At 46.0% G+C, this 21,973-nt stretch carries 20 protein-coding genes and 4 tRNA genes; 14 read left to right on the forward strand and 10 right to left on the reverse strand.

All coding sequences use genetic code 11. The annotated features are described in order from the left end of the window. The first annotated feature begins 344 nt into the window (after window positions 1-344). The gene (locus MHN31_RS14825; RefSeq protein WP_164517515.1) at window positions 345-704 is read left to right on the forward strand and encodes a DUF3718 domain-containing protein; all 360 of its coding nucleotides are present in this window, start codon (window positions 345-347) and stop codon (window positions 702-704) included. 102 nt (window positions 705-806) lie between these two features. Here the strand turns inward: MHN31_RS14825 and MHN31_RS14830 are convergent, their stop codons facing one another. Beyond that, window positions 807-1,499, reverse strand: a complete 693-nt coding sequence (locus MHN31_RS14830; protein WP_125559736.1) for a DUF445 domain-containing protein — start codon at window positions 1,497-1,499, stop codon at window positions 807-809. A 135-nt stretch (window positions 1,500-1,634) separates the two neighbouring features. Here MHN31_RS14830 and MHN31_RS14835 point away from each other — a divergent pair, with 135 nt between their 5' ends. Further along, a complete protein-coding gene (locus tag MHN31_RS14835) occupies window positions 1,635-2,489 on the forward strand; it encodes a fructosamine kinase family protein (protein ID WP_239444604.1) in 855 nt (284 codons plus the stop codon). A 78-nt stretch (window positions 2,490-2,567) separates the two neighbouring features. Then, entirely contained in the window at window positions 2,568-2,771 is a 204-nt protein-coding gene (locus tag MHN31_RS14840; protein WP_010384490.1) for a CPXCG motif-containing cysteine-rich protein, read from the forward strand. A 152-nt stretch (window positions 2,772-2,923) separates the two neighbouring features. Here MHN31_RS14840 and MHN31_RS14845 read toward each other — a convergent pair whose 3' ends face one another. After that, window positions 2,924-3,565 carry a riboflavin synthase subunit alpha gene (locus tag MHN31_RS14845; protein WP_125559798.1) on the reverse strand — a complete coding sequence of 214 codons (642 nt, stop codon included), beginning with the start codon at window positions 3,563-3,565 and terminating at the stop codon, window positions 2,924-2,926. Between the two features lie 138 nt (window positions 3,566-3,703). Here MHN31_RS14845 and MHN31_RS14850 point away from each other — a divergent pair, with 138 nt between their 5' ends. The 8 genes from MHN31_RS14850 (at window position 3,704) to MHN31_RS14885 (ending at window position 10,907) form a co-directional block, all read left to right on the forward strand. Continuing rightward, window positions 3,704-5,059, forward strand: coding sequence for an MATE family efflux transporter (locus tag MHN31_RS14850; RefSeq protein WP_239444605.1), 1,356 nt, complete (start codon window positions 3,704-3,706; stop codon window positions 5,057-5,059). Further along, complete coding sequence (locus MHN31_RS14855; protein WP_239444606.1) at window positions 5,031-6,020, forward strand: DUF3080 family protein; 990 nt, start codon at window positions 5,031-5,033, stop codon at window positions 6,018-6,020. Before MHN31_RS14850 ends, MHN31_RS14855 begins: the two co-directional genes overlap by 29 nt. 126 nt (window positions 6,021-6,146) lie before the next feature. Further along, window positions 6,147-6,223 (forward strand) — tRNA-Val (locus MHN31_RS14860). A 41-nt stretch (window positions 6,224-6,264) separates the two neighbouring features. Next, a tRNA-Val gene (locus MHN31_RS14865) sits at window positions 6,265-6,341 on the forward strand. Window positions 6,342-6,382: 41 nt separating this feature from the next. Further along, window positions 6,383-6,459 (forward strand) — tRNA-Val (locus tag MHN31_RS14870). A gap of 288 nt (window positions 6,460-6,747) precedes the next feature. Further along, window positions 6,748-6,833, forward strand: a tRNA-OTHER gene (locus MHN31_RS14875). A gap of 701 nt (window positions 6,834-7,534) precedes the next feature. Further along, a complete protein-coding gene (locus tag MHN31_RS14880; protein WP_239444607.1) occupies window positions 7,535-8,731 on the forward strand; it encodes an extracellular solute-binding protein in 1,197 nt (398 codons plus the stop codon). After that, window positions 8,703-10,907 carry an ATP-binding protein gene (locus tag MHN31_RS14885; RefSeq protein WP_239444608.1) on the forward strand — a complete coding sequence of 735 codons (2,205 nt, stop codon included), beginning with the start codon at window positions 8,703-8,705 and terminating at the stop codon, window positions 10,905-10,907. Before MHN31_RS14880 ends, MHN31_RS14885 begins: the two co-directional genes overlap by 29 nt. A 129-nt stretch (window positions 10,908-11,036) precedes the next feature. Here the strand turns inward: MHN31_RS14885 and MHN31_RS14890 are convergent, their stop codons facing one another. From MHN31_RS14890 to MHN31_RS14905, 4 genes are all read right to left on the reverse strand, one after another. Beyond that, window positions 11,037-12,593: a SulP family inorganic anion transporter gene (locus MHN31_RS14890; protein ID WP_239444609.1), complete on the reverse strand. Its 1,557-nt coding sequence runs from the start codon at window positions 12,591-12,593 to the stop codon at window positions 11,037-11,039. Between the two features lie 112 nt (window positions 12,594-12,705). After that, a complete protein-coding gene (locus MHN31_RS14895) occupies window positions 12,706-13,164 on the reverse strand; it encodes an Lrp/AsnC family transcriptional regulator (RefSeq protein ID WP_010387187.1) in 459 nt (152 codons plus the stop codon). Window positions 13,165-13,218: 54 nt separating this feature from the next. Next, a complete protein-coding gene (locus MHN31_RS14900; protein WP_138539207.1) occupies window positions 13,219-13,860 on the reverse strand; it encodes an MBL fold metallo-hydrolase in 642 nt (213 codons plus the stop codon). Then, on the reverse strand, window positions 13,861-15,651 hold the full coding sequence (locus MHN31_RS14905; RefSeq protein WP_125559750.1) for a M14 family metallopeptidase: 1,791 nt from the start codon (window positions 15,649-15,651) through the stop codon (window positions 13,861-13,863). A 141-nt stretch (window positions 15,652-15,792) separates the two neighbouring features. On the opposite strand from MHN31_RS14905, the gene MHN31_RS14910 reads away from it, so the two are divergent. Then, window positions 15,793-16,623, forward strand: a complete 831-nt coding sequence (locus MHN31_RS14910) for an SDR family oxidoreductase (RefSeq protein ID WP_239444610.1) — start codon at window positions 15,793-15,795, stop codon at window positions 16,621-16,623. A gap of 57 nt (window positions 16,624-16,680) precedes the next feature. Here the strand turns inward: MHN31_RS14910 and rplT are convergent, their stop codons facing one another. The 4 genes from rplT to thrS form a co-directional block, all read right to left on the reverse strand. Then, window positions 16,681-17,040, reverse strand: coding sequence for a 50S ribosomal protein L20 (gene rplT / locus MHN31_RS14915; protein ID WP_010387194.1), 360 nt, complete (start codon window positions 17,038-17,040; stop codon window positions 16,681-16,683). Between the two features lie 15 nt (window positions 17,041-17,055). Beyond that, window positions 17,056-17,256, reverse strand: coding sequence for a 50S ribosomal protein L35 (rpmI, locus tag MHN31_RS14920; protein ID WP_010387195.1), 201 nt, complete (start codon window positions 17,254-17,256; stop codon window positions 17,056-17,058). Between the two features lie 204 nt (window positions 17,257-17,460). Beyond that, window positions 17,461-18,024, reverse strand: a complete 564-nt coding sequence (gene infC / locus MHN31_RS14925; RefSeq protein ID WP_010387196.1) for a translation initiation factor IF-3 — start codon at window positions 18,022-18,024, stop codon at window positions 17,461-17,463. A 72-nt stretch (window positions 18,025-18,096) separates the two neighbouring features. Further along, window positions 18,097-20,007 (reverse strand): threonine--tRNA ligase, encoded by a 1,911-nt coding sequence (thrS, locus tag MHN31_RS14930; RefSeq protein ID WP_010387197.1) that lies wholly within the window; start codon window positions 20,005-20,007, stop codon window positions 18,097-18,099. Window positions 20,008-20,244: 237 nt separating this feature from the next. Between thrS and MHN31_RS14935 the strand changes: the two genes are divergently transcribed. Together MHN31_RS14935 and MHN31_RS14940 are read left to right on the forward strand one after the other, a co-directional pair. After that, window positions 20,245-21,249: an endonuclease/exonuclease/phosphatase family protein gene (locus MHN31_RS14935; protein WP_040645231.1), complete on the forward strand. Its 1,005-nt coding sequence runs from the start codon at window positions 20,245-20,247 to the stop codon at window positions 21,247-21,249. Window positions 21,250-21,324: 75 nt separating this feature from the next. Next, window positions 21,325-21,786 carry a DUF3010 family protein gene (locus tag MHN31_RS14940; protein ID WP_010387199.1) on the forward strand — a complete coding sequence of 154 codons (462 nt, stop codon included), beginning with the start codon at window positions 21,325-21,327 and terminating at the stop codon, window positions 21,784-21,786. The last annotated feature ends 187 nt before the right edge of the window (window positions 21,787-21,973 follow it).

The raw sequence follows: 21,973 nt of genomic DNA on the forward strand, positions 1-21,973 counted from the left end.
CAGTACAGTGCATATTATCGGCAGTACGCAATGTCGACAAACTTGTATTGCAGTCACAACCAGAGAAGTATCGACATACTTTTGACACAGGTATTAATCTAAGCTCAATTAAAGGAAAACATCACTATAATGAAACAAAGAAAAATAGTTAATCGAAAAAAAACTGCCCTGACAAAACACATTATTCTCTTACGTCTGAAACAACTATAGCATTAAAATCAATTTGTTACTTAGCACTTTTACAGCAGACATAGTTACTTACATTCGGTTATTTCATGGTTACAGCATTTTGCAGCATTCACATTAATACTTGTTGTGAGCTTTGTATAAATCTGGAGAAGATCATGAAACTTGCCGCGACTTTAGTGCTTTCCCCTCTGCTTCTGGCCACCAGCATGGCTGCCAGTGCAGGAGACATAGAATTTGTAGGAGCAGACAACAGCATCGCGACACAGCTATGTGTCGCAGTAGGAACTAACCACCGCCTGACTTTAATTAAAGAACTAACGGAGCATCGTATCAGCCGCTCTATTGTTGCCAATAAACTCACCTGCAACGAGATGCCAGTGCCTCAGTTTGCCAAGAAATTTGGCCTGCATAAAACTGCGGGGCTGCTTAATATCGACTTTACGACTGACACGTCAATCACAGACATAGCGATGACCGAAAACACACAGACAATCGTCATTTCTGGTTCCAGATAAGTGTCAGCCATCCATTCGGCGCATCGTGAACTGCTGATACCCAGCACGATGCGTCCATATAAATGGTTTTATCCAATCTAAATGACCCACACAAGGTGGCCTTTAGACCAAAGCTGCAATGAGCCCAAACAAGCCACCGAAGACACCACCCCAAACCACCAACCAGCCAAGGTGCGTGTGGATCATATCCTGAACAATACTTTTGACCATCGCTGGCGTGAGTTCTTCCAAACGCTCTTCAACAGCATGTTCAATGGCTACTTTTACGGCATCAACCGACTGCCCGCTACTCAGTAGGCCAGACAGTTGCTGCTGAAAATCTTCCCCTTCACTGATTTCAAACAAGGCTTCTTTCATTTTATCGGTGAAGCTGTCTTTCATCGGCTCAATCGCTTCTTTACCGCCCACCATGGCCAACATAGCCCCAAATTGAGAAGCCTCTATCACCTGTACCAATTTATTGAATGCAGGTGACAAGTCGGTTTGCGTAATGACTGGCTTCAGATCCAGCTGAATCTCATTTTTTTGTGCGAAACTACGCAACTTATCTTCGTTAAAGAACTCTTCGAGTATCAGTTTACGAATGGCGCTTTTAAATTCTTTAAATTTAATGGTGATCACGCCCGACCCGTACAGACCCGGCACTTTCTCAAACAGCATGTGTATTGCAAGCCAGTTCGTGACGGCCCCCGACAAGGCAAACAAGCCCATAGTCCATAACACATCGATCTTTAATAACCAGCCAAGCAGTACAACCACAGCGGCCAGGATATTCGTCGCTAAACTTTTACTCATCAGTGCCTCTTATGATCTGAGTATTTTGCCCGGCCGCATATTGTAGTGAATTTAAATCTCGCTACAAGTATTTGTGTTATAGCAAAAATCGGCCATAGTTTAGACTATGTGTGGTACTCAAACCTTGGCGGGACTATGTGGAATCTCGTAAACCAGTATATCAGTGATGCAATTCATGAACATTTCGAGTTTACCCGTAAAACGCAATTGCCCTGCAATGCGCACGCTCGGTTGTTTAAAATCGAGAATGATCATCACTGCTATCTGGTTAAGGTAGATCATATTCAAGCGCTGGAGCGCTTTGAATGCGAGGCCCGCAACCATGACACATTGATCCGGGACAGCGACTTTTTAGTTGCCGATACCATCACAATAGGCTCAAGCATTGAATTTTGCTTTTTGGTGCTTGAATGGCTTGAGACGTCAGGAGAGCTCGAAGATTGGTACACCTGTGGCACCACGCTCGCCAAACTACACGCTCGCCACGAGCAAAAAATGTATGGACTGGAGGAAGATAATTACTTTTTCGATTTGGCTCAGCCAAACCAGTGGCATAAAAAATGGGAAGTGTTTTTTGCCGAAGAACGGATCGCCTGGCAGCTACAACTATTGGCAGAAAAAGGGATCAAACTGGTCGATATCGACCAGTTCGTTGAGCGCATTAAACCCATGTTGCCACATCAAGTCGCGCCATCTTTGCTACACGGCCACTTTTGGCGTGGCAATATCGCCTTTTCCCAGGGTAAACCCTGTTTATTCTGCCCCTCTTGTTATTATGGTGACAGAGAAATAGATCTCGCATCGAGCGAACTCTTTGCGCCCCTGCCACATGCATTTTATGAAGGGTATGATAGTGTTTACCCCAGAATGGAAGGGTATGAAGACCGCCGGCGTATCTATCAACTCTATCCTTTGCTATGCCACGCAAATATGTTCGCAGGGGATTATCTGAAGCAGGCCGCTAACCACATCGAAGACCTTTGCAAATAACTGCAACTTTACTGTAATACTCCACAATGCTGCTATAGTTATTAATGAAAAAAACGGAAAACTCGTTGGAGTAAACTCATGAAGCAGCTGTATGACCAACGTATTAGTTGCCCGCATTGTGGCCATCATATTTTTGTTAGTCTGGACGCTAGCGAAGGTGATCAGGACTACTATGAAGATTGCGCAGCTTGTTGCAACCCGATCCATCTGAACATGCATATAGATTACGCAATTAACAAGCTTGAACTGAGGGTTGATGCAGACGACGAACAAGTCTTTTAATGGGCACTGACAGTGCCCACATCACCACATGTTTAAGAACAACACCTGCTACTCACGGTATTGTCTCCTCAGATACCAGCGCCGCAACGATAACAGGATGTAACAGCGGTATTATCGCCTCGAAATCATCGACTCGCGCCACCAGGATAGTCTCACAATGAGAAATTGCCCCTATTTTTACGCAAATAATGTTCTACCGTGTTCACGGTCGTGTATGTCTGCTGGTCAACTTCAATGTTAAACAGATCGCCAACGTGGGCTGTGCCAATGTTGGTCAGTGCCAGTGTTTCCGGAATGAGATGAAGCCAGAAACCATCTTCTTCTAGTTTGCCTACCGTCAAACTTGCACCGTTAACACTGATAAACCCTTTATAAAGAATGTATTTTTTCCACTGCTCAGGAATGGCAAGTTTGATCCGGCAGTTATCGGCTTCCTGAATATATGCCAGGATCGTCGCCTGACAATGCACATGGCCGGACACAATATGCCCACCCAACTCAGTACCAAAGGTCACAGAGCGTTCAAAATTAACCCGGCTGCCCTGCTGCAGCAAGTTCAGGTTGGTCAACTGGAGCGTTTCGTCGATCACATCAAAAGACACCTGTCCGACGACGTCTGCACCTCTTACTTCAAAATCTGTTACGGTCAGACAACATCCATTAATTGCGATACTCGCACCATGAGTCAATTTTTCCAAATATCGGCTGTCAACCGACAACACCAGCTTCATGATCCCTTCGCGCAACACAGCACTAACTACTGTCGCTTGAGTCTGTACAATTCCGGTAAACATAACACTCAGATTTTCGAGAATAATGCCGCGCAGTGTAACCCAAACACTCATCAGATTAAACTGCGCTTTTATCAGATAAAAGTGGTAAGTTTTAAAGAAGTTTTTTAAGATTAACGTTTTAGGAAGTCCAGACTCAGTATGAAATTTGCTTTATGGGAAGCAAAGCGCCTGGTGCGTCTTGCCACCCCTGTCTTTTTTGCCCAAATCACGCTGGTACTTATGTCGGTTGTCGACACTATGATGGCGGGGCAAGTCAGTGCCGAAGATCTCGCTGCACTGTCAATTGCAACCGGCACCTGGAACCCGATGACCTTTTCTTTACAGGGTATTCTATTGGCAATCACCAGTATGGTTGCTTACTGCGATGGGGCCAAACAACGAGACGGTATTAAAACCTACTTTCAGCAGGGTATCTACCTTGCATTAATACTCTCTTCACTTGGTTTTATTGCCAGTGCCTTTACTCCTTTGGTCTTTGCACGTATCGGGGCAGCGAGTGCTATCACAGACTTAGCACAACAGTATATTGATTTTGTAAAATGGGGATTACCTGCTTTTTTATTGTTTTCTGTCTATCGTAATGTCACAGAAGGCGTTGGTAACACAAAAGCAGCTTTGTACATTAGTTTGCTTGGACTGGTCGTCAATGTCTTTGCCAACTATGTATTTATCTATGGCAAGTTTGGCATGCCTGCACTGGGCAGCGCGGGGTGTGGACTCGCAACAACCTTAGTATTTTGGGTCATGGCCATCGCGCAGTTGATTTATAGCTTCAACAATAAATATCTCGATGGACACTGGTTGATCACAGCCTTCGCATGGCCGCATGCTGCAACTTTGTTTCAAATAGTCAAACTTGGCCTACCCATTTGTCTCGCAACGTTTTTTGAAGTGACCTTATTTGCCTGTATTCCCCTATTCATTGCAGATCTCGGAGCCATCGCAGTATCCGGACACCAAATAGCAGCCAGCGTAACCACCATTCTGTTTATGCTCCCTCTTAGCCTTTCTATGGCGATTGCAATACGTATCGGAACTTTGTCAGGAGAAGGCAATTACCCCAAACTGGTAAATTCGGTCTACACCAGCTTTGTCTGTGCCGTGGTAGTATCAGTGATTGTTGCGGCCTTTACCTACGTGATCCGAAATGAGATTGCCTGGGTATATACTCAAAATACCGAAGTGGCGTTACTGGCCTCTGGGATAATCGTGCTGGCATGTATTTATCAACTGCCAGATGCTTTGCAGGTTGCTGCCAATGGTGTATTGCGTGGATTGAAGTACACCAGCCCCATCACCATTGTCACCTTTGTGTCTTACTGGCTGATTGGGTTCAGCCTCGGTTTTGTGCTGGCAAAAACCGACATACTGACATCGGCCATGGGTGCCAGAGGGTTCTGGGTCGGCATTATCGTCGGTTTGACTTGCGCCGCTATACTACTTCTTTATTTTGTGAGGAAACGGCTTGATACGTTACGCCCCGATCCTGTTTAGCCTGCTACTGGCAGTGGCCTGTACACCCACTGCCAGTGACATCAACCAGGAATATGCCAACAGGCTGGCCAATGTGCTGGACATCCCTCCGCCCAGCATTGACAAACTATCCCCTATCGTCGAATACACAGCCACCAGGCCTGAAGCCTCGTTTAAGCTCTCTGTATTGCAGCTAGCCAACCTGGGACATTGTGCGCTGGCCCAGGACGTAGCACGACACAATAACCAACTCGGTAAACTGGCCGTCCCCAGCGAGGTATTCAAGTATCAAGTTCGCTTTATCCAGCTGGCTGAACGCTGCATTCAGGATACCAAAACTCAGAATCAGGAAGTCAAAAACATTCTTCGTCAGGCAGCCGAAGAAAAGCGCACAGCGCTGCCTCAGTATTTCGCATTTATGCTCTCAGCAGAGCCCGAACTAAACCAATTTAACCGACTGACATTTGAAGAAACTGACAAGCGAGGCACAGACAATGAGATCCAGGCCAATGAGGGCCTGGCTGTGCTTGCGTCCATAGCAAACAGTTTACTTACCCCTGAAAACATTGACCCACAGAAAATAACGCCTGCCTTAAGTAAATTACACAATAACAGCTATATCCAAACTTTAATGACCAGTGCGCGTAGACAAATTAGCTGGAACCAAAAACTAACGACATGGCTGTCGCAAATAAAGCTGGAAAAAACGATTTGTCCTGAAGGTAAAAACAAGAAAAAGGCTCAGGTGTTGCATAATATTTTCAATAAATACGCTATTTCGCAATTGCAACCATACCAGTCTCAGCTCAGTAATCAGTTACAGGAACTGAGTAACTCGTTCGCTCAAATTTCACAAGCTATACCTCACCCGTTATACCCGGACCATGCAGCGGCCCTGATGACAGAGCTGAAGTCATCAAGCAGGCGGCATGCACAATGGTGGCAAGGCTTCTATAAAGTGTGTAAAGTTGCACCGGTATGAGCGAAAAAAGTGCAAACAAACATTAATTTAGCAAATTTACTTGATCCCTTCGAACGCTCGCTATATATTAGCGGCCGTTGGCAAGTGACGTAATGCAACAAAACAGTCATAGTTGCTCAACATTGTACGACCGTAGCTCAGTTGGTTAGAGCACCACCTTGACATGGTGGGGGTCGGTGGTTCGAATCCACTCGGTCGTACCAATTAATCTTATTTGGTTAATTCTCAAAGCTTTTATTATTGTACGACCGTAGCTCAGTTGGTTAGAGCACCACCTTGACATGGTGGGGGTCGGTGGTTCGAATCCACTCGGTCGTACCAATTAACCTTTTTTGGTTAATTTTCAAAACGTCTACTATTGTACGACCGTAGCTCAGTTGGTTAGAGCACCACCTTGACATGGTGGGGGTCGGTGGTTCGAATCCACTCGGTCGTACCAATCTACTTTTGTTATTAATTAACTCCTCAATTGTAAAACCATAGCTCATCTATTCAGAGCACCACCACTCTCTATGACCCGGTCCAGTGGTCAGTGATTCAGATCCACTCGGTCGTACCAATTATTCCCTCTTGGTTAATTTTTAACGCGCCTACTATTTTACCACCGTAGCTCAGTTGGTTAGAGCACCACCACTCTCTATGACCCGGTCCAGTGGTCAGTGATTCAGATCCACTCGGTCGTACCAATTAACCTTTTTTGGTTAATTTTCAAAACGTTTACTATTGTACGACCGTAGCTCAGTTGATTAGAGCACCACCACTCTCTATGACCCGGTCCAGTGGTCAATGATTCAGATCCACTCGGTCGTACCAATTAATCTTTCTTGGTTAATTTTTAACGCGCCTACTATTGCAAAACCTTAGCTCAGTTGATTAGAGCACCACCACTCTCTATGACCCGGTCCAGTGGCCAGTGATTCAGATCCACTCGGTCGTACCAATTAATCTTACTTGGTTAATTTTCAAAGCGTCTACTAATGTACCACCGTAGCTCAGTTGATTAGAGCACCACCACTCTCTATGACCCGGTCCAGTGGTCAGTGATTCAGATCCACTCGGTCGTACCAATTAATCTTTCTTGGTTAATTTACAAAGCGCCTACTAATGTACCATCGTAGCTCAGTTGGTTAGAGCACCACCACTCTCTACAACCCGGTCCAGCAGTCAATGGTTCGAATCAGCTCGACCCGACCAACTTCTCATATTTCCTTACTCCTTCACATATAAACAATCACACGACATTAAATCACGCCCTTCTTAATCAGCATCCTTTAAGCCTGTATATTGTCGCAATCGCAAAAGTCGTACTACCTTTTAAATTCAACTGCTTTTGAGTCTGCTGGTTTCGACTGACCTTTACGTCACTCTATATCGCAGCGGCCTATCTCATAGTTGTCATAACCGTTCGCTATCATGACACGTTATCAATTCTAATTGGTCTTGGCACACCTCAGTTTGCCCTGGCCATAGAATTTGCTATACATTAAATAGATTATCACTCACTAAGGAAGGCCATGTCTGGCAGGTTAAGTTTGACTCTTTTACTCATGCTGATGACGAGCCTGTTCAGTAGTTTGGGATATACCAGTCAAAAACCACAACAATCGTTGACCATTGCCATCGGATTGGAAAATTACGACTTTAAGCCCCTGTTTGCTGAATTCACCAGAAAAACGGGTATCCAAGTTAAGGTGGTTGAATTTGAAAATAACACCCTCAAATCGGAGTTATTGCTCCGTGCCAGTAATAATGCGTTACCGGACGGCATCATAGTTCCTGCGGATTACATGGGACTGACAGCACTCAACTTATCCGCAGTGCCTGACGACTGGCTGTCCACACACCTGATAGAACAAGTAAAATCCAACATCAAAGCCAACGGCACGACACTTGGCGTACCTATTGTTTTTGGCAATCACCTGATGCTGTATTACAACAGGACGCTGGTGAGCCAACCTGCTAAAAGCTGGCAACAACTCCGCGCACAGCAGCAAGCCCAGGGTGTTGAGATAAGCTGGAATTATTACGAGATGTACTGGTTTAGGGCATTTCTGGGCACCTTTGGTACGCCACTGATTTTGAATGGTCATGTGAACCTGGACACACCGGCGATGATCCGCGCTCTGCGTTGGTATAAGTCGCTCAAAGAAGAAGACTGGCTAGACGTAGAATGTAACTACGAATGCACGGTTAATCGATTTTTGGCTGGCGAAGTTGCCTACACCATCAATGGCTCCTGGATGTTCCAGCGCTTCTCCGAGCATTTTGCGGACAAATTAGGGGTCGCACAATTGCCCAGCCTGAATGATGCACCTATGCGCTCCTACTTTTCATCACATGTCATGGCCTTTCCTAATAATGCCCTGTCGGGCCCCAAAAGAGCAGAACTTAAACACTTATCTGAATTCTTACAATCTCTGCCGGTACAAACCAACTTTTGGTCGTCAATTAATGCTCTGCCTGTCGATAAGCGAGCATTAGACACATTAAAAATACAAAGCATTGCACAGGTTGAAGCGCTTATCACAACACTGGAATACACTCAGCCGATGCCCAACGAAGCACAAATGGCCTTTGTGTGGGAAGCCATGTTGAAAGGCCTGACACGCCACCTTGCTGGCGTGCTTGATGAACAACAGGCCGCCCATTTCATGCAACATATCGTAGAAAAGTCGATTAGCTATGAGCAAGAAAAAAAACCTGGTCAGTGAATTACAGCTTAAAGTCGGCACTATGGTCCTGGTCTTGTTAACCATTGCCCTGGCCCATTTCGCCTATAGCGCCTGGACACAAGCCAATAAAATCGCATCAGATACCGTTGCACAACGCGCAACCAGCCTGTCTTTGGACATAAAAAACAGACTGGCCGAACTGACATTTCAGGTCGCGCACTACAGCGACCACCGGATCCTAGCAGAGTTGCCTTTAAACCTTTTGTATACACAATACGCGCTTAAGGAGATCCGAGAGCTGGTATCCAAATCTCCATTGGTCAAAAGTGTGATGATCAGTGATGGCTCTCCTTACATTGTTGAGGGTTACCCTCTTTATACTTTGCACTGGGCAACCCCTTCTATCATAGAGCACACCGCTTCTGTCATTAACGAAAGTGCGCGCGAGTTGATGGTCAGAAAGCTCTTGATCAGCAACACAGAGCTCAACGTTAAATCGGCCCACGAAGGAACACTGTTTATTGCCGTGCCGTTACGGCAGACCTTACCCTCTCTCATCGACCCATTTCGTTATACCGGCGTGCTGTACTTTGAATTGGATGTTAGTCAGTTGGCGATTGAACTGGCTGACTATGAATCACTGACAACCTTTTCAGATCAGCAAATGTGGTTTCATAAAGGGCATGATGTCGACGCAGGACTCAATGCAACCTACCCCATTTATGAACGTGACACAGAAGGCCTGAATTTATCGCTATCGCTGTCCCATCAGCACAGCGCTTATACTCAGGAAATCCTGTACGCTATCATCAGAAGCGCAATGCTGGCATTAGGCGTGTTGATCATACTTTTCTGGTACCTCGCCTACGTCAGCCGTAAAGTCACGACTCCCATGAAGCAACTTGAAAAATACTGCATGTCTCTGACATCAGGTAACTATGAGCAGAATAATGCAAACCTCGAATATGAAGAGCTAAAAACACTGCAAAAGACCCTTAACAAGCTGGTCGACACCGTCAATACACAGGTCACACAACTTAAGCAGGAGAAAGTGCGAGCCGAGCAATCGGAGCTGGCCAAAGCACAATTTCTTGCCACCATGAGCCACGAGATTCGCACCCCAATGAATGCGATTCTGGGCGTTTTTCAGCTTCTGAGACAAGAGGATCTTCGTGTGCAAGAGCGCTCCCTGATTGAACAAGGCTATACCTCTTCACAAACCTTACTCGGCCTGGTGAATGACATACTCGACTTTTCTAAAATGGAAGCTGGCAAACTCACACTCGAGGTTCTGGCTGTGGACATTCCGCAGTTATGTCGGGAAGTCATTCAGGAGTACAAACACGTGGCCCGTGACAAACAGGTTGCGCTGAAACTGGACTCACAGTTGCAAGCGCACTTATCAATCAAACTTGCCGACCCTCTGCGGCTAAAACAAATCCTTCGTAACCTGCTATCAAATGCAATCAAGTTCACAGAGCAAGGCCAGGTAACTTTGAGAGTGCAAGGTGACGACAATGGACTCGCGATAGAGGTCTGCGATAGCGGAATTGGTATGACTCCCACCCAGCTTTCCAATTTGTTTAAACATTTTCATCAGGCCGACAATTCAACCACTCGAAAATACGGCGGCTCAGGACTGGGACTGGCTATTGTCAAACAGCTAGTGGAGCTCATGCAAGGTGAGGTAAAAGTCACAAGTGTTGCAGGGGATGGCAGTCAGTTTACGGTCACACTCCCGCTGCAAAGTGTTAAAATCGCAACCCAGTCTGCAATCGCAGATAGACAAACACAACCTCAAGCCCCAGATCTGAGCGGTGTTAAGGTACTGCTTGCTGAAGATAACCTGATTAATCAGCAAATATTTTCAGCCATGATGAAAAAGACCAATGCAACACTCATTATGGCGGCTAACGGTAAGCTCGCCATGGAGAGCTTTAATAAAGCTCGACCTGACCTCTTCTTTGTTGATATTCAAATGCCTGTGATGGATGGTATAGAGGTTTGCCAACAGGTTAAAAGCACCGACTATCACAATCCACTCATCGCCATTACAGCCAATGTACTCCCTGAGGATGTCAGCCGTTACCTTTCTCTCGGGTTTGACGACTTCGTTGCTAAGCCAATTGATATGCAGGCACTGTTCGATACCATTACTCGAGTATTGGAAAGTGATACTCAATCTGGTGAGGCGACTAAGTCAAACACAATCTAGAGGCTGGTTATTGGCGCACGAGCACTGTGTGAGCGCACAGAGCGGCTAAAAAACCGTTACATGGTGCATGAGGAAAGGCAGTAGCCAGAGTTGTTCAGAAGCCCCAATGAAGGGGCTTCTGTCCTGAAGTTACGCCAGTTTATCCGATGCAACTTTATATTTTGGATCTTCTATCACATTCACTTCCACCAAATCTGCCGCTTTTGCCAATAACTGCTGGCAATCCTGACTCAGGTGACGCAAATGCAATTTCTTACCGGCCTTAGTGTACTTTTCTGCAAGCGCATCAATGGCTTCAATTGCACTGTGGTCGGCAACTCGGCTATGTTTGAACTCAATGATCACATCAGCCGGATCATTTGCCACATCAAACAACTCAGCAAAATTCTTTACAGAGCCGAAGAATAATGGGCCATGTAACTCATACACTTTTGAGCCCTGCTCATCAATATAATTGCTGGTATAGATATGTTTAGCGTGCTCCCAGGCGAAAACCAGCGCTGAGACAATCACACCGACACAGACTGCGATAGCGAGGTCGGTCACCACTGTGACACCAGATACCAGGACAATTACAAACGCGTCGCTCTTTGGAATGCGCTTCATCAGGCGGAAGCTGGACCACTCAAAAGTACCCAGTACAACCATAAACATCACACCAACCAAAGCAGCCAGTGGGATCATTTCGATTAGGCTGGCAGCAAACAAGATAAAGGCAAGCAGTAATATGGCAGCGGTAATACCAGACAGACGGCTACGACCACCTGAATTAATGTTGATCATTGACTGACCAATCATTGCACAGCCACCCATTGCACCGAATACACCACAGGTCATGTTTGCAGCGCCCTGGCCAATACACTCTCTGTTCGAATGGCCACGTGTTTCAGTGATCTCGTCGATCAAGGTCAGGGTCAGTAATGATTCAATCAGACCAATCGCGGCAAGGATCAGTGCATATGGGAAAATAATCGTGAAAGTTTCCCATGTCCAGGGCACCTGAGGGATATGGAATTCAGGGAAGCCGCCTGCAATAGTAGCATTCACATTGCCACTCATATCTTTGAGGTAATCCAGAACGTTACGTGTGTCGAGGTCGAGTCCAATCACCAAACCAGTAACAACCAGGATTGCTGCCAGGCTTGACGGTACCGCCGTTGTTAGTTTTGGTAGAAAGTGGATGATTGCCATCGTCAGCGCTACCAGACCAGCCATGATATAAAGCTGCTGCCCTTGCATCCACTGTAATGTGCCAGTTCCATCCATCACCTTAAACTGGCCAAGCTGAGCCAGGAAAATTACGATGGCCAGGCCATTTACGAAGCCGAGCATCACCGGGTGCGGCACCATACGAATGAACTTACCAAGCTTAAATACGCCTGCGAGGATCTGTAAGACCCCCATCAGCAACACTGTCGCAAACAGGTATTCGACACCATGTTCAATCACCAGGCTCACCATAACGACGGCAAGCGCACCGGTTGCACCAGATATCATACCTGGACGACCACCAAAAATAGACGTGATCAAGCCCACGATGAACGCGGCGTATAAGCCGACTAATGGGTCGACATGTGCGACAAACGCAAATGCGACAGCTTCAGGTACCAACGCCAGAGCGACGGTCAATCCTGACAGTATGTCGTTCTTAGCAGAGCTGGGCGCTTTGCCTATTAGATTAAACATTTAAATCCCCAAGATTATTACTACGACAGAAAAGCGCTGGATCCTAGCAAAATCCAGCGCTTTTAACAAATGAGATACATTATAGTTGAGTTTCAGGTCTGATGTATGACAATCAGATTGGCAGGGCTGTGGTTCGCTTAACGCACGTCATTGTAACGTTTGAATGAACTTCCTGAACATATTCGAGGTTGAGCAGATTATCTCTGACAAACTGCTCATACCCTTCTATACCACGAGAAATAATGCGTAACATAAAGTCCATCGTGCCTGCCATCGTATAGCACTCAGTGACTTCGTCATAACTCATGATCAATTTTTCGAATTCTGCAAGGTTATTACGGCCATGGTTAGATAACTTAACATGAGCATAAACAAGCATATCAAAACCAAGCTGTTTCTCATCCAGCAATGCAACTTTACCTTTGATATAACCATCTTGCTCGAGTTTGGCAATACGACGCCAACAAGGTGACTGGGACAGCCCTACTTTGTCGGCTATTTCTGCCGTAGATAAACTCGCATCTTGCTGTAACAGCGCTAGTATTTGACGATCAACCTGATTTAATGACATATTTTTCTTAATTTTTAATTAGTTAAATGAATACAGTGCCGATAGACTCAGTTATCAGCCAAACCGCCCGCTCATAAAAGGATTATGTCGCTGCTCATACCCAATCGACGTATCTTCACCATGGCCACTCATTACCCGAGTCGCCTCTGGTAAAGTGAATAGCTGAGTTTCGATAGAACGTTTTAGCAATGCCGCATCCCCCTTTGGAAAATCTGTTCTGCCGACTGAGCCTTTGAACAACACATCACCAACCAATACAGTTGCACTCTGTGGCTCATAAAACACGACATGACCCGGCGTATGTCCGGGACAATGGCGCACTTCCAATTTCAGCTCGCCAAGTTCAACGCATTCACCGTCTTCAAGCCAGCGTCTGGGAAAGAACGAGGCCTGCGGTGCAAAGCCAAACATCTGCGCTTGCATAGGTAATGCATCAAACCAAAACTTATCTTCGCGCTGTGGCCCGACAATATCAACCCCTAAAGCTTCGGATAACGCCTCACTGGCACCAACATGGTCAAGATGCCCATGCGTAAGCAAAATCATTTCAACTTTAAGGGTGCGTTCCTTTATAACAGACAATATTTTATCAACATCGCCCCCCGGGTCAACCACTGCGCACAGTCCTGTGCCAGGACAACAAATAATCCGACAGTTCTGCATAAATGGAGTGACGGGTATGGTGATTACCTGCATTTATTTTTCCTTAAAGGACATGAGTATCGGATACTTCAGATAAGCCTGATCATAATATGGCGTACGCTGATATAGCCACTCCATTCTCGCTTTTGGATCTTTCGCAAAGGCTTTATCCTCGCTGATTTTTTTATCAAACGCCAGTGCCATTGCCGGATTGTCTTTTAACATTTTCCGGGCGAAAGGTTCAAGCGCATAATTTTCAACGTACTCAGTGCGCTGGAACACGCCAGGGAAATCCCCCCAGGCGAAAAACGAGTCAGGTGCTTGAGGGTGTAGCAAATGGGTTACCAGCTCTCCATTGGCTTGCTGAGTTGACACTCGATACCAGCCCGACAGGCTCAGGGATGTCGACACTGCCTGCTGCTCAAATTCGGCACTAACACGAAAACGCCCTTCAAATGGGGTGTCTGCAAATTGATATGAGGTTATCGCAAGCTGAACCAAATCATCAGCCAATACATCAGTATTCAGCTGCTCAACGGTAACCCCATGGAGTTTAAGCTTTTCCACAGTATTGGTATAAGCAGGCGGAATGTAAAACGCACTGGGCACTTTCACTTTAACCTTTACTTCTTTTTGCCAGTATACGGGGAGTTGCTCATACAACATTGGCTCACCAAGATATTTGGCTTCCATTTGACCTGATAACGCACTTTTGAAGCGTTTATAGGCAATACCTTTAAATGTGATCAGTGCTGGTTTTTCAGCATAGCTGCGTTCAACAACCAACTCATCCGGCACAAAATGTTTCTCTGTTTCGACCGCTTTAGCTAATGCCTGATGATGCTCAGACAATGCATCAATGACGCCATCAACAAATACATAAGTACCTAGTACTCGTTGTTTATAAGGTTTTAGAGAATGATTCTCTAACAATATGCTCGGCAGTGCCTTAATATCTGCCCAGCCATTTGAAAACCGCGGGCCAGCCACCCAGCCTGCGAGCCCTTTTTTAAAGTCTCGTTTATCCATTACAAACACCAGAGGGCCTGGCTCATGGCCTTGCTGGCGAAGTTTTTCGTCAATCATAGGCGTAAAATGCTGCTCCAGCACTTTGGCAACAGCGGGCGACTCACTGGCAAAGCTGGGATTAAACCCATAGGTAATATCATATTGATAGTCAGCGCCATCCGTCACATGCAAGTCAAGATACATAGCGGGCTGGTATTGATTGATCACTTGCATAACAGCTCGTACACCTGGCGTGTCAAGCTTAGTGTAGTCACGATTGAGGTTCAGATTGAGCCCATTGGTGCGATAACCCATCGTCGCAGGGCCACGCTGATTTATGCGGTTATAGGCACTTCTTCTCTCGTGACCATCGACGTTCAGCACGGGAATAAACAGAATATTAACCTTGTTGAGCACATCACGCCGTTTGCCCGTCGCTATATCGCGTAAAAGCATAAACATAGCATCTTTGCCGTCTATTTCGCCCGCGTGGATCCCAGCCTGGACCAGCAATGTCGGTTTGTTGTTATTTTTCAACATAGCTGGACTGAACTGATTTACCTGAGACGCAATCAACATTTTAATATCGCGGCCTGCATTACTCTTCCCTATCGTAACCGCCTTAAACTGAGTTGGATTCGCCGCGACCAGGCGGTCGATAAATGCCATCGTTTTTGCATAGTCCGGACTTTCCAGACCCTTGCTCAGTTCAAAATCTGTGGTGAGTGGTCCCTGCTCCTGCATCAGGTCGACACTTTTTCCCTGCCAGTCTTGCAGCGGTGGTAAATGACTATTCAGATTTACTGTTGCACTTAGCAAAACAATGCCTAAATTCATAAACAATCTTTATTTTTATCTATCAATATAATGATTATATCAATATTTAAATTAACAACTTACAATGTGCGGTGATTCTACAAAAATTCACAGTTAATCGCGAGCTAACTTTTGGCCCTGCGAAAAAACATGGATAAACACATGACAAAATCGATATTAATCACCGGTTGCTCCACCGGCATTGGCTATTACTGCGCCAAGGCGCTTCACCTCGCCGGATTTCGCGTAGTGGCGTCGGTGCGCAATCCTGAACACTTGACCCGCTTTGAAGCTGACGACATACCCTGTATTTTGTTGGATCTGGCTGATGAAGCGTCTATCAAAAAGGGATTTGACGAGGCTGTTACGCTGTGCGACGGAAAGCTCGATGCGCTGTTTAACAATGGCGCTTATGGTCAGCCCGGCGCGGTAGAAGACTTACCAACCGAGGTTTTACGCGCACAATTTGAAACCAATTTGTTCGGCTGGCATACCCTGACGCGCATGGCAGTTGCCCATATGAGAAACCATGGCGGCGACAGCCGAATCATTCAAAACTCATCCGTTCTGGGACTTGTCGCTTTGCCCTACCGCGGCGCCTACAATGCCAGTAAATTCGCGTTGGAAGGGCTTACAGATACACTCCGCATGGAGCTAAATGGGTCAAATATTCAGGTAAGCCTGATAGAACCTGGTCCTGTCTTATCTGATTTTCGTCGTAATGCGCGCATTGCGTTTGAACAACATATTGAAATAAACAGCAGTGCACATAAAGCGGAATACGAAGCGCAGTTAGCACGACTGAATGCGCAGTCTGCACCTCAAAAGTTTACCTTAGGGCCTGATGCAGTCTACGAAAAGCTCGTGCATGCACTGACAGCAAAACGTGCAAAGCCAAGGTATTACGTCACCTTCCCGACCTACTTAATGGGATATCTTAAGCGCTTGCTTAGCTCAACCTGGCTGGACAAAATTTTGCTCAAAAATAGATAGGATCAAAAAAAGGAGCCATAGGCTCCTTTTCTTTCAATCGCTTAACTTAATATGGAATTAAGCTGCAAGACCTTCTTTTGCTTTAGCAACAAGTGCTGCGAAAGCTACCTGGTCGTATACTGCGATATCAGCTAGGATCTTACGATCGATTTCAACAGATGACTTTTTAAGGCCATTGATGAAACGGCTGTAAGAAAGGCCGTTTTGACGTGCAGCAGCGTTGATACGTGCAATCCATAGTTGACGGAAAGTACGTTTCTTAGCGCGACGGTCACGGTAAGCGTATTGACCTGCTTTAGTTACTGCCTGGAAAGCTACGCGATAAACGCGTGAACGCGCTCCGTAGTAACCTTTAGCTTGCTTTAATACTTTTTTGTGACGTGCACGTGCGATAACACCGCGTTTAACTCTTGCCATTTCTGATATCCTCTATTAAGCGAATGGTAACATACGATTGATAAGACCCAGGTCATTCTTATGAACCATAGTCTTGTTACGTAGGTGAAGTTTACGCTTAGAAGATTTCTTAGTCAGAATGTGACGAAGATGCGACTGTTTACGCTTGAAACCGCCAGAAGCAGTCTTTTTGAAGCGCTTAGCAGCACCTCTGTGTGTCTTTAGTTTGTAAGACATTGCAATAACTCCAAATGATATTGCGTTAACGTTATGCAAGCAGGCGGATGATACACATCACTTTGTTGGCCTGGTATGCACCCTAATTCCGGTGAAAAGCCACACGTGACCTTTACTTAGGTACCGGTTAACTCAGGTGGCTGACGCACTTTAAACCTGAGTTAAATTCTGTCGATCGTTAAATCGGCGCGTATTATGCCTTGCTTAAGACTTTTTCGCAATAGGTGCCATCATCATAATCATTTGACGACCTTCAACCCGGTTCGGGAATGACTCTACCTGAGCCACTTCTTCCAGATCGGCTTTCAAACGATTAAGCATTTCAATGGCAATTTCCTGGTGAGCCATTTCACGGCCACGGAAACGAATGGTGATTTTCGCTTTGTCGCCCGCTTCAAGGAATTTGCGAAGGTTACGCAGTTTAACCTGATAATCGCCTTCGTCCGTGCCAGGACGGAATTTGATTTCTTTAACCTGGATCTGTTTTTGCTTTTTCTTTTGTTCTTTTTGTAGTTTTGCTTTTTCAAAAAGGAACTTACCATAGTCCATTACTTTACAGACTGGTGGCTCTGCATTTGGACTGATCTCAACCAGGTCCAGGCCGGCTTCTTCTGCAAGCGTTCTTGCTTCTCTAATAGAAACTACGCCCGCCTGCTCGCCTTCAGCGTCAATTAAGCGAACTTCTTTTGCTGATATTTCTTCATTGATACGATTTTTCTGAGCAGTAGTTTGCCCTTTTTTGCCGCCTCTAATGGTACGTTCCTCCAAAAAGTCAAAAATATATTGTGCGAAAAGCGATTTGAATTAAGTGATAAGCCTTTCGCACAGGTTTACTATAAATTAACGTCTGTCTTTAATCTCTTCGCTGATTTTAGCGATGAAATCATCTACAGAGAACTTGCCCAGGTCTTCACCTTTGCGCGTTCTTACCGCTACTTCTTGTTGTTCAACTTCTTTGTCACCGACAACAAGCAGATAAGGGATACGTTTTAAAGTATGCTCGCGGATTTTAAAGCCAATCTTTTCATTTCTCAAGTCAGCACAGGCTCTTATTCCCAGTTTATTCAGTTTTTGTACAACTTCGTGCACATAGTCTGCCTGTTTGTCGGTGATATTCATGATCACCACTTGCTTCGGCGCAAGCCAGGTCGGGAATAACCCTGCGTACTCTTCGGTTAAAATACCGATGAAACGCTCTATTGACCCTAACACGGCACGGTGGATCATCACCGGCGTTTTACGTTCATTATTTTCCGCTACATACGTCGCGCCTAAACGGCCCGGTAAAGCAAAGTCTAGCTGCACTGTGCCACATTGCCAAGCACGCTCAAGACAGTCATACAAAGTAAATTCGATCTTAGGGCCGTAGAATGCGCCTTCGCCCGGCAAATAACCAAATTCAATATCATTTGCTTTTAGTGCATCTGCCAGTGCTTCTTCAGCCTTGTCCCACATTTCGTCATCACCGATACGTTTCTCAGGACGCGTTGATAGCTTCACAACAATTTTCTCAAAGCCGAACGTCGAATAGGTATCATAGATCATATTGATACAGGCGGATACTTCATCCATTACCTGTTCTTCAGTACAGAAGACGTGCGCATCATCCTGAGTAAAGCCACGCACACGCATCAGGCCATGCAATGCACCTGATGGCTCGTTACGGTGACAACAGCCAAACTCTGCCATACGCAGCGGCAGATCACGATACGACTTCAGACCTTGGTTGAAGATCTGAACGTGGCCAGGACAGTTCATTGGCTTTATTGCATACTCACGCTTCTCAGACTCAGTGGTGAACATCGCATCCGAGTACTTGTCCCAGTGACCTGATTTTTCCCACAGACCACGGTCCATCATTAACGGACCTTTGACTTCTTCGTATGCATATTCACGCAGCTTTTCACGCACGAAATCTTCTAACTCACGATAGATGCTCCACCCATCGTTGTGCCAGAAAACCATGCCGGGCGCTTCTTCTTGCCAGTGCCACAAATCAAGCGCTTTACCAATTTTACGGTGATCGCGTTTCTCGGCTTCTTCAAGGCGTTTCAGGTAAGCTTTCAGCTGCTTCTTATCAGCCCACGCTGTGCCGTAGATACGCTGCAGCATTTTATTTTCGGCATTACCACGCCAGTATGCGCCAGCCACCTTCATGATTTTGAAGTGGTGGCAGAATTTCATGTTTGGTACGTGTGGACCACGACACATATCAACATATTCTTCGTGATGGTACAGACCCGGACGATCATCTTTTTCGATGTTCTCATCCAGGATTTCCATCTTATAGGTCTCACCACGCGCTTCAAACGCATCGCGAGCTTCTTGCCAGCTAACTTTCTTTTTAACAACGTCGTAATTGGTTTTGGCTAGCTCAAGCATACGTTTTTCGATGGCATCGAGGTCTTCCTGGGTCAGCGAGTGCTCCATATCGATGTCATAATAAAAACCATTATCTATGGTCGGGCCGATCGCCATTTTCGCTTCAGGGAAAAGCTGTTTAACCGCATGGCCGATCAGGTGAGCACAAGAGTGACGAATGATCTCTAAGCCATCTTCATCTTTGGCTGTGATAATTTCTAATTGTGCATCCTGTTCAATCGGATCACAGGCATCAACACGCACACCGTCTACACGACCTGCAATGGTGGCCTTAGCCAAACCAGGGCCGATGTCTTGAGCGACTTCTAAAGTTGTAACCGGGTTTTCAAATATACGCTGACTGCCGTCAGGGAGAGTAATTACTGGCATGATAATTCCTACTTACAGTGGTGACACCTACAACGCATCACATGTATTAGTTTAAGTTAATTGTTTTAAATTTGATGCCCATCAACACTTTTACGAATAAGCATTGGCTGAACAGTGGTATACTGTCGGTGTCCGAGGACTTTCAAACGCAGCGCCCATTGTGAACGCTCACGTGACGAGTTGCAAGGAAAAGACTAAGATTAAGCAGGGATTTTGGCTAAAATGACGGGGAAAACCATGGCACAGAAACACTCATACAAGTTTGCATCTTTTAATTTGCTGAACTTTGCTGCGCCGCCCTATTCTTTTTACCAGCTGGAAGAATCGTATAACGACACTCAATGGCTGACCAAAACACAGTTCATTACGGGCCTGATCCAACATATGGACCCCAGCGTAATTGTGTTTCAGGAGGTATTTAGCCCCGAGACACTGGCCACCTTGTGTGAAGATCTGGGACTGCCTTATTTCGCAACCGTTGACACCCCAAAACCGGACTTGGTTTACCCAAATGTGCTGTTCAATCCCATTGTCGCCATTGCCAGCAAATTCCCGTTTAAGAGCTTTACCCCGCTGGAGCCCTGCCCCGAGTTACTGGAATATCTCAACAATCAGCATCAATTTAAGTTTAACCGGACCCCAATAAAGTGTAGCTTCGAGCTGCCTGGCTTAGGCCTGACAACCGTTTATGCCGTACACTTTAAATCCCAGCGGGTTCACTCCATGGCCCATATGCTAGGGAACACTCCCCAGGAGGATCCCCTGCTCACTTTGTTGCACCAAACAGTAGGCACCATGCAATCCCAAATATCCCGCTCACTCGAAGCCTCCATTGTCTATTATGATGCGCTGAAGACGCAGCGTGAAAAAGGCGCCGCCACACTGGTGATGGGCGATTTTAACGATCACATTGCCAGTCCTGCGCTGTCTTTTATGACGCAACAGTTCCCGACCAGTGCCATCCACCAGGACTTTAACAGCGTCGGGCTGTTTGACAGTTTTTGCCTGGCCGACAACCAACTCAGTTTCGGACAAAAACCCCCCACACATTATTATCAGGGGGTGGGCAACACACTTGACTACATCCTCGCCTCCAAAGAATTCAATCCTAACCTTGAGCAAAGCAAGGTCAGGCGTCTCACCTACCATAATTACGCGTCGCACTTAGACCCCAAACGAGATGAAGAAGACATTCGCTATTCCGATCACGCGGCCATCGCCATCGAAATGATACTGCAATAAGTTCTCGGTCATGATGAGCTGTGATATGATCCTTACTTATAACGATTTATTTGACCAGTTAATGGGAAACCAACAATGAGAACACTCGGTGTAGAGATTACCGGCAGCGAGGCCCTGCTGTGCCTTCTGAGCAAAGAAGAAGACGTTTTTGATATTCGCGATATTCGCCAGACTCGCTTTACACTTGGCAATATTGGCCAGGACACAGACGCAATGCGCAAATTCCACTTCGATTTTGCCAAACTGGTAGAAGATTACAAAATTGACTCTATTGCCATCCGTCAACGTGCCCATAAAGGCAAGTTTGCGGGCAGCGCAGCGGGCTTTAAAATGGAAGCAGCGATCCAGCTAATAGAAGACACTGATGTGAAGTTATTGTCTTCCACGGAAGTGAAAGAGCAGCTTAAACGTAACCCTGTGCCTGTTGACTTCGCCGATACTGGCCTGAAAAAGTATCAGGAACAAGCGTTTCACAACGCCTACGTGTTCATTATGCGTAAGACTTACGGTCATGAAGACGCCGAGCAGGCAGAATAATTACTGGCCCGGCGATTATGCCGGGCTTTCTCTTTGCATAACTAGCTAACACACTCTCCCCTTTCACTTTTTTCAAATTGTCACTTGGTTTTCTTACAGGTTCTGAGTTATAAAGTACGCTTGGTGTGTGCTTTTTCTGAACAGTCTACGTTTGCACACCTCATCTACTTGCAGGGTCATTTCGGCA

Source organism: Pseudoalteromonas sp. McH1-42 (assembly GCF_022347845.1).
Taxonomy (GTDB): Bacteria; Pseudomonadota; Gammaproteobacteria; order Enterobacterales; family Alteromonadaceae; genus Pseudoalteromonas; species Pseudoalteromonas rubra_D.

Bases quoted from the DNA above. Each gene is read 5' to 3' on its own strand.
- MHN31_RS14825 (WP_164517515.1), top strand. From the start codon at position 345: ATGAAACTTGCCGCGACTTTAGTGCTTTCCCCTCTGCTTCTGGCCACC.
- MHN31_RS14830 (WP_125559736.1), bottom strand. From the start codon at position 1,499: ATGAGTAAAAGTTTAGCGACGAATATCCTGGCCGCTGTGGTTGTACTG.
- MHN31_RS14835 (WP_239444604.1), top strand. From the start codon at position 1,635: ATGTGGAATCTCGTAAACCAGTATATCAGTGATGCAATTCATGAACAT.
- MHN31_RS14840 (WP_010384490.1), top strand. From the start codon at position 2,568: ATGAAGCAGCTGTATGACCAACGTATTAGTTGCCCGCATTGTGGCCAT.
- MHN31_RS14845 (WP_125559798.1), bottom strand. From the start codon at position 3,565: ATGTTTACCGGAATTGTACAGACTCAAGCGACAGTAGTTAGTGCTGTG.
- MHN31_RS14850 (WP_239444605.1), top strand. From the start codon at position 3,704: ATGAAATTTGCTTTATGGGAAGCAAAGCGCCTGGTGCGTCTTGCCACC.
- MHN31_RS14880 (WP_239444607.1), top strand. From the start codon at position 7,535: ATGTCTGGCAGGTTAAGTTTGACTCTTTTACTCATGCTGATGACGAGC.
- MHN31_RS14885 (WP_239444608.1), top strand. From the start codon at position 8,703: ATGAGCAAGAAAAAAAACCTGGTCAGTGAATTACAGCTTAAAGTCGGC.
- MHN31_RS14890 (WP_239444609.1), bottom strand. From the start codon at position 12,593: ATGTTTAATCTAATAGGCAAAGCGCCCAGCTCTGCTAAGAACGACATA.
- MHN31_RS14895 (WP_010387187.1), bottom strand. From the start codon at position 13,164: ATGTCATTAAATCAGGTTGATCGTCAAATACTAGCGCTGTTACAGCAA.
- MHN31_RS14900 (WP_138539207.1), bottom strand. From the start codon at position 13,860: ATGCAGGTAATCACCATACCCGTCACTCCATTTATGCAGAACTGTCGG.
- MHN31_RS14905 (WP_125559750.1), bottom strand. From the start codon at position 15,651: ATGAATTTAGGCATTGTTTTGCTAAGTGCAACAGTAAATCTGAATAGT.
- MHN31_RS14910 (WP_239444610.1), top strand. From the start codon at position 15,793: ATGACAAAATCGATATTAATCACCGGTTGCTCCACCGGCATTGGCTAT.
- rplT (WP_010387194.1), bottom strand. From the start codon at position 17,040: ATGGCAAGAGTTAAACGCGGTGTTATCGCACGTGCACGTCACAAAAAA.
- rpmI (WP_010387195.1), bottom strand. From the start codon at position 17,256: ATGTCTTACAAACTAAAGACACACAGAGGTGCTGCTAAGCGCTTCAAA.
- thrS (WP_010387197.1), bottom strand. From the start codon at position 20,007: ATGCCAGTAATTACTCTCCCTGACGGCAGTCAGCGTATATTTGAAAAC.
- MHN31_RS14935 (WP_040645231.1), top strand. From the start codon at position 20,245: ATGGCACAGAAACACTCATACAAGTTTGCATCTTTTAATTTGCTGAAC.
- MHN31_RS14940 (WP_010387199.1), top strand. From the start codon at position 21,325: ATGAGAACACTCGGTGTAGAGATTACCGGCAGCGAGGCCCTGCTGTGC.